Origin of the sequence: Nonomuraea monospora, assembly GCF_039531895.1 — a bacterium.
Lineage (GTDB): Bacteria > Actinomycetota > Actinomycetes > Streptosporangiales > Streptosporangiaceae > Nonomuraea > Nonomuraea monospora.
This window is the reverse complement of record NZ_BAAAQX010000085.1, coordinates 1-6,829: the sequence shown is the minus strand read 5'-3', so window position 1 is coordinate 6,829 and position 6,829 is coordinate 1. Positions and strand designations below refer to the sequence as shown.

At 65.1% G+C, this 6,829-nt stretch carries 8 protein-coding genes; all 8 read left to right on the top strand.

The window, feature by feature from the left end; all coding sequences use genetic code 11:
• Positions 1–147: 147 nt before the first annotated feature.
• The 8 genes from ABD331_RS60445 (at position 148) to ABD331_RS60410 (ending at position 6,745) form a co-directional block, all read left to right on the top strand.
• The gene (locus ABD331_RS60445) at positions 148–768 is read left to right on the top strand and encodes a DUF2637 domain-containing protein (protein ID WP_344496627.1); all 621 of its coding nucleotides are present in this window, start codon (positions 148–150) and stop codon (positions 766–768) included.
• Positions 765–2,846: a cell division protein FtsK gene (locus ABD331_RS60440; protein WP_344496625.1), complete on the top strand. Its 2,082-nt coding sequence runs from the start codon at positions 765–767 to the stop codon at positions 2,844–2,846. The genes ABD331_RS60445 and ABD331_RS60440 overlap by 4 nt, the downstream gene beginning before the upstream one ends.
• Before the next feature lie 601 nt (positions 2,847–3,447).
• Entirely contained in the window at positions 3,448–3,858 is a 411-nt protein-coding gene (locus ABD331_RS60435) for a GntR family transcriptional regulator (RefSeq protein WP_344496623.1), read from the top strand.
• Positions 3,859–3,931: 73 nt separating this feature from the next.
• Positions 3,932–4,291 (top strand): hypothetical protein, encoded by a 360-nt coding sequence (locus ABD331_RS60430; RefSeq protein WP_344496621.1) that lies wholly within the window; start codon positions 3,932–3,934, stop codon positions 4,289–4,291.
• A gap of 136 nt (positions 4,292–4,427) precedes the next feature.
• Positions 4,428–4,643, top strand: coding sequence for a hypothetical protein (locus ABD331_RS60425; RefSeq protein ID WP_344496619.1), 216 nt, complete (start codon positions 4,428–4,430; stop codon positions 4,641–4,643).
• Positions 4,627–5,169 carry a DUF6879 family protein gene (locus ABD331_RS60420; protein ID WP_344496617.1) on the top strand — a complete coding sequence of 181 codons (543 nt, stop codon included), beginning with the start codon at positions 4,627–4,629 and terminating at the stop codon, positions 5,167–5,169. The genes ABD331_RS60425 and ABD331_RS60420 overlap by 17 nt, the downstream gene beginning before the upstream one ends.
• Positions 5,170–5,179: 10 nt before the next feature.
• A complete protein-coding gene (locus ABD331_RS60415; RefSeq protein ID WP_344496615.1) occupies positions 5,180–6,016 on the top strand; it encodes a helix-turn-helix domain-containing protein in 837 nt (278 codons plus the stop codon).
• A gap of 429 nt (positions 6,017–6,445) precedes the next feature.
• Positions 6,446–6,745, top strand: coding sequence for a DUF6907 domain-containing protein (locus ABD331_RS60410; protein WP_344496613.1), 300 nt, complete (start codon positions 6,446–6,448; stop codon positions 6,743–6,745).
• Positions 6,746–6,829: the final 84 nt, after the last annotated feature.

Here is a 6,829-nt window from a genome sequence, read left to right as displayed (position 1 = left end):
GTCGGCGCCTGCACTCGGCGCTCGGCTACCGGCCGCCCCTGGAGGTTCTCAACGAGGCCCTTGCAATCCAGACGGCCGCATAGGCTGCACCCATAACACGGCTGTCCGGAATCATCGTGGCCCCTCAGGTTGATCCGAGGGGTTGCGGTGACCATCTTGCTCGGCGTCGCGGGGGCTGCCGGGTACGTCTCGTACCACCACTTCTATGCACTGGCGATCTCCCTCGGAGAGCGGCACGACATGGCCGTGCTCTACCCCGCGATGAGCGACGGCGTGATCGTGATGGCCTCGCTCGTCATGGTCTACTGCTCGCGCCGAAAGCTGCCCGTGCCGGTCCTGGCGTACGTCGCGCTCGGCATGGGAGGCGTCGTCACACTGGTCGCCAACGTGGCCCACGGATGGTCCGGTGGAGTGGGATCGCGCCTGCTCAGCGCCCTTGCGCCCGTCGCGTGCGTGGCGGCGTACGAGCTGCTGATGTGGCTGGTGCGAAGTGGCCGGAATACTGTCCCGGTCACCGATGAAATGGATCATGCGTGCCGCTGTGAGGAGACCTCGGCCGAGGTGGCACAGACAGCGCTTGCTCTGCCGGTAGACCGGTTCGAGGCGGCACGGCTCACCTTCGAGGAGAGCCTCCAGCCGGGCAACAAGAGAGTCGGTCGGCGGGCCCTCATGAACCGGTGGGGCATCGAGCAACGCGAGGCCGAAGAGATCATCGCCGAGGTGGAACAGGACCACCCTGCGCCCGCCCTGAACGGAGCGCAGCCATGAGCGAAAACGAGGTGGCCGTGCCGGTCCCTCAGGACGTCCACGATGACGGAGAAGTCCTTGAAGGTGAGGTCGTCGATCGGTCCTACACCCCCGCGCCGAAGGACTACCTGGCCCAGCTCAGTGAGCGTCGCGCCGGACGCTCACCGCTGGTGCCGCTCTGGCTCAAGTCCCGCGCGGACGCCCTGGCGGTCCTGAAGTGGCAGGCCGAGCACAGCGGCTACGTGCTGGCGTATCACACGCTGCGGACGCCAAAGTATGCCGCGAGGCTCTTGGCGCGCTCCCCTGCGGGCGTGTGGCGGCTTCTGGTGGAGCTGGTGCGCTGGCAGTTCGACCTGGAGGGCCGTCCGGTACGACGAGCAGCCGTCAGGCGGGAGAACGCCGAGGAGTACCTCAAGCTGAGCGAGCGGCGTGACGCTCGGGTGAGGGCGCGGCTCTGGGTGACGTTGATCGCCGCCATCACCTTGGTCATCGCAGCCATCATCCTCGCCGTAGCAGCGCCGTCATGGGCGCACTGGCTCACGCTCGGCATGCTGATCACGGTGGCTGGCATCGTGGGCACGCCCTCAGACAAGCCGCTCCTTGACCGGGCTGTCGTTCCAGCTCGGGTGCTGAAGCTCACCAGCGACATGGTCATCGACGCGCTCGCCTCGCTGAACATCTCCGGCATCAACCAGGCGCTGTCCCGGGGAGGCAGGGGCATCACCTTCCCCGCTCCGATTACCCGTGATGGACCTGGTTGGCGTGCCGATGTGGAGCTGCCGCTCGGCGTGACGGCCACCGACATCATGAAGGTGAGGGACAAGCTCGCGTCCGGCCTGCGCCGGCCCATTGGCTGCGTGTGGCCGGAGCCTGGAGAGGAGCACCCCGGCAGGCTCATCCTCTGGGTGGGCGACCAGGAGATGAGCAAGGTCAAGCCTCCTCGCTGGCCCTTGGCCCAGAGCGGCCGGGCCGATCTGTTCCGGGAGGTGCCATTCGGTACCGACCAGCGAGGCCGGACCGTGCCGGTGACGCTGATGTTCGCCAACATGCTCATCGGCGCTATGCCGGGCATGGGCAAGACCTTCGCCCTGCGGATTCTCGCTCTGGCTGCTGCCTTGGACCCCACGGCGGAGCTGCGCGTGTTCGAGCTGAAGGGCTCCGGTGATCTCTCGCCGCTGGAGAAGCTGGCCCACCACTACGGCAGCGGCCAGGACGACGAGACCGCCTTCCGTTGCCTGCTCTCGCTCCGAGAGGTGCGCACCGACCTGGAGCGGCGAGCCAAGGTCATCGCGGGCCTGCCCAAGGACCTGTGTCCCGAGAGTAAGGTCACGTCAGAGCTGGCAGCGAAACGCTCCCTCGGTCTGTTCCCGATGGTCTTCATCATCGACGAGTGCCAGAAGCTCTTCTCGCACGAGGACTACGGCGACGAGGCGGGCAAGCTGGCCACCGACATCATCAAGCTCGGTAGGGCGTTCGGTGTGATCCTGTTGCTGGCCACACAGCGGCCAGACAAGGACAGCCTGCCGACCGGCGTCTCGGCGAACGTGGGCATCCGCTTCTGCCTGCGGGTGATGGGGCAGACGGAGAACGACATGGTGCTCGGCACGTCGGCCTACAAGAACGGCATCCGGGCCACGACCTTCACGAAGAAGGACAAAGGCATCGGCTATCTGGCGGGTGAGACGGACGACCCGATGATCGTCCGCAGCTACGGCGTGAACAGCCCTGCCGCTGAGCGGATCTGTGAGCGTGCCTATGCCATGCGCGAGGCCGCTGGCACCTTGTCAGGCATGGCGATCGGCACGCCTATGCCGCCGTCGTACGACTTGCTCACCGATGTCTTGTCGGTGATCAAGGCGAGCGAGAAGAAGGTGTGGAACTGCGTCGTCGTGGACCGGTTGGCCGACCTCCGGCCGGAGGTCTACGGGACGTGGGCTGACCAGGACGAGGCGGGGAAGACCGCGACTCTCACGGCGGCGTTGAAGCCGCACGGCGTGTCCACCAAGGACATGCACGGCCATACCGAGGATGGTCGCACGAGCACCCGTAAGGGCGTTGAGAAGACTCGCCTCATCGAGGCCGTCGAGCGACGCCAGTGACCTCTTGCGGTTGCGGGCTTGGCGGCGCTGAGAAGCGCTCCAGGGGCGTCTCTGGGGACTTCAACCGAAGGCCGCAAGGCCGCAAGATGGCTGGTCAAAACAGGTACAAGCCGCAAGCGGACCCGCAAGATCTTGTGACCTAGCCGCAAGATGGACATGAGAAGGCCCCCTCTCCGGCCGGGTGCGGGACCGGTTGGAGAAGGGGCCTTCAGTCAGTGCTCGTGAGGTAGGTCGGCGATCTGGTAGGTCGCTCGCTCACAAGCCGAGATCCACCGTTCGCATCCGCCAGCGTCGCGGATCTCCACACTCTTCACTGGCCTGCTGTTGCAACGCGCACCCGGACTCTTAACGCCGTGCCAGCCACACCTGGTGGCTGAGGCGGTGCCCCTCTTGTGTAGCCCTGGGTCGTAAGCGGTGCTGTCCACGATGGTGAGGGCCATGATCTCTCCCCGTACGGCGGCGCGTCCGAACAGGTCGGACGAACCAATGGTTGAAGATCGCCTTCTGCGCCTGAAGGCGAAAACTTACACCCTCAAGACTAAATCTATGGCCCTAGGGCCACAACCGGAGGTGGCCCTAGGGGTACCTACGGTCCAAGACCATGAGCATCGATCCGGGGAGCTACACCCCCCTCTACCGGCAGCTTGCCGACCTGCTGAGGGGCCGGATCGAGGCCGGAGAGTTCGCTCCAGGCGAAAATCTGCCGTCGGAGGCGCAACTCGCCCAGGCGTATGAAGTCGGCCGTGACACCGTCCGCGACGCCCTTGCCGCCCTACGAAGTGAGGGCGTCATCATCACCGTGAAGGGTTCCGGGTCACAGGTGCGCCTGTGGCATGAGCCCACCGTGGTTCGCGTGGACGGCAGAGCCCGCATCGCCGCACGCATGCCCAGCATCGAGGAGAAGCGCCAGTTCAGACTCAAGGACGGCACGCCGGTTCTCGTTGTGCACCGCGAAGGTCTCGACGAGGAGATCCACCCGGCCGACCGCATACAGCTCGAAGTCGGGGACTGAACAACGGTCTGCTCAGGGCTGTCGTACACGGACGCTAGGCTCGCTCTGTCAGCTATCGCTCTGGGAGCCTCACATGCATCGCAGCCCGTACGAGACCTGGCTTGACATCGAGTTCATCGACGAGTTCAACGTACTGCCGGAGCACATCGCGCTGTTGCGGCGAGGCCACGTTTCCTGGGTGGGCGACGACCAGAACGGTGCTCCGGGCCTCAACCACAAGCGGCCCTTCGGTAACAACGACGTGTACGCCGATGTCGCCTCCATCGTGGACGGTCGCCAAGCAGGCGAGCACAGCGATGCCGACAAGGCGCGGTACGACCGGTTGTTCGCGGAATGCGCACTGGTTCTCCAGATCGTTCTGGAGACCGGCTCGTTCGAGCCCGGCCGCTACGCCCAGCGAGGCATGCCGCCGCGCTGGCGACGGATTGGGTGAGTGAGATCCGAGTTGAAGCGAGGGCCTGATTAGCTCCGGAGTTGGAGACCAACCTCTTCCTTGACACGCGGCCCAGCGAGGCGGACGATCCCGTCGTTCGGGAAACCCCAAGAAACTCCTCTGAGGAGGCGATCGGATGAGCCTGAAGTTCCTCGGCAAGGCGACCGACAGCGGGCACTCTCCCACCCTGTGGGAGGACGGAGACGACCTCGTCATCCAGGGCTTCGCCATCAGCGACCCCGAGCACATCAACACCATCGGCGGCGTCCCGGCGAACGAACTGGTGATCCGCGTCCCCAAGCGGCTCATGAACTTCCTGCCGCCAGGAGGGCCGGATGGCTCAGCTGTCTGACGACGACTTCCGACAGCACTTCAGCCGAGCGAAGCGCGCCTTTCACCTGGAGCTGAAGGACAGCTACCACGTGGACAGCGAGGCCGAGCCGTTCCGGAAGTGGCGAGCCGGCGAACACGACGACCATGCATGGCGACGGCCATGGCAGGCGCTTGTCCGTGAACACACGTCCGCAGGCTGCCTGATTCAGCGGGTACGCGTGGTCACGGTGCCGCACACTCTCTACACCAGGTGGCTGCTCGACATCGCCGGGGACAACGTCAAGGCGGGAGAAGACATCCGCTACCTGCCGCGTCACCTCACGACGGACGTTGACCTGCCCGAAGAGGACTGTTGGCTGTTCGACGATGAGCACCTGGTGCTGACGATGTTCCCTGGCGATGGACGCGTCGGAGTCTTCGTCGCCACCGACAACTCACACCTACTCCGCCGCTACTTGGCGGCTCGTGATCGTGTCTGGGAGCGCGCGATGCCGCATGCGGAGTACATTCACTCCCCGCACATGAACGCCGAGCCGATTACCTGACCCATCGCCCGTGTCTTCCCCCACTGATCCCGCCCGCCAGGCCCTTGGCTCCCGCCTACGAGACATCCGCCGAGATGCGGAACTCAACGGGCGGGAGCTTGCCTTGCGCTTGGGCTGGCGCCCTCCGCGCGTGTCCAAGCTGGAGAACGCATGGCAAGCTCCGAGCGAGGACGACATCCGGGCGTGGTGCCGGGCGTGTGAAGCCGAAGACCAGGTCCCCGAGCTGATCGCCACCGTTCGCGCGATCGAGGCCCAGTACGTCGAATGGCGACGGCAGATGCGCGGCGGTCAGCGTCGCGTCCAGCACGTGCTCAGCTCAGAAGACCTGACCACGATGCTGTTCCGGATCTGGGAGCCCTTTCACGTCCCCGGCTTTCTGCAGACCCGGGAGTACGCCCGCGTCATCATGGCCCGCGTCATTGCCTTCTACGAGACGCCGAACGACCTTGACGCCGCCGTGGCGACCCGTATCGGCCGTCAGTCCATCCTCCGCATGGGACAGCGGCGCTTCCACATCGTGCTGGCCGAGCAGGCGCTCTACACCCGCGTAGGGGGCAGCGAGGTGATGCGTCCGCAACTGGAGCACATCTTGTCCGAGATGGCCGCTCTGCCGCGCCTGCACCTTGGCATCGTTCCCCGGCACGTGGACTACGAGTTGGGCCCGCACGCCGGGTACTGGATGTTCGATCAGCGGCACGTGGCGACCGAGACCGTGAGCGCGGCCCTGACCATCACCCAGCCGAGAGAGATCGCGCTGTACCTCAAGCACTTCAACGGCATCGCCGAATTGGCCGTCTATGGGCAGGAAGCTGAAGCCTTGATCAGACGTGCTGCTGAAGATCTTTAAGAAATCTCGGGAAACCTCATTGAGAGGCCCTTCGTCCCGTTCGTAGCGTCCCTGACATGGACAGTCACGGGTCCGCACCCGCAATGGGAGCGCCTACAGGCGCAATCCCTCAGAGCAGGTCTGCCGATGGCGACGTGACGCGTCGTCGGCAGGCCGTTACTCCCATCCCCCAAGTGGCCGGTGTTCCGTTCTACGAGTGGACGGTCTGGAGCACTGAGACTCAAGGTTCCTGCGGCGTGACCAGCCTCTGGAGCCGTGCCACCGTCCATCTCGTCACCGCACTTCTGAACTCACCTGCTGGAGCCGTCGGCCGCATCCGGCCCGCCCGTATCGACCGCGATCGGCCCTTGGACTACGCACCCACCGCACCGATCATTCAGGCATGTCGCCTCTCCCATGGCGCGGTAAGGCTCTGGGGTGGTGCTTGAGATGGATCCCATCAAGGTCACCTGTCCCGAATGGTGCACAGAGTCCCATGTGGAAACCACCGGCTGGGTCCTGCATCGAGCCGAACTGCGCACAGTGAACCTTCGGCTTGAAGGTGTCCGCCTGGACTACACGCCGACGCTGTTCTTGGAACTCATGCAACAAGATCCTGGCGAGACCGGCCCGGTGATCAGGCTCCGGATCGGTGAGCGACGGATCGCCGACCTCAAGCCCAACGAAGCCTTGTCCGCAGCTTGCGCTTTGTCAATGGCCTTTGAGCTCTCCCCGCTGGCGGCCAGATAGTTCACACGCTGGTGGCCATGAGGGTGTCCCCAACGGCGGCCAGTTATCTCCCCGCCGTTGATGGATGTGTGGGTCAGGTGAAGG

Bases quoted from the DNA above. Each gene is read 5' to 3' on its own strand.
- ABD331_RS60440 (WP_344496625.1), top strand. From the start codon at position 765: ATGAGCGAAAACGAGGTGGCCGTGCCGGTCCCTCAGGACGTCCACGAT.
- ABD331_RS60435 (WP_344496623.1), top strand. From the start codon at position 3,448: ATGAGCATCGATCCGGGGAGCTACACCCCCCTCTACCGGCAGCTTGCC.
- ABD331_RS60430 (WP_344496621.1), top strand. From the start codon at position 3,932: ATGCATCGCAGCCCGTACGAGACCTGGCTTGACATCGAGTTCATCGAC.
- ABD331_RS60425 (WP_344496619.1), top strand. From the start codon at position 4,428: ATGAGCCTGAAGTTCCTCGGCAAGGCGACCGACAGCGGGCACTCTCCC.
- ABD331_RS60420 (WP_344496617.1), top strand. From the start codon at position 4,627: ATGGCTCAGCTGTCTGACGACGACTTCCGACAGCACTTCAGCCGAGCG.
- ABD331_RS60410 (WP_344496613.1), top strand. From the start codon at position 6,446: ATGGATCCCATCAAGGTCACCTGTCCCGAATGGTGCACAGAGTCCCAT.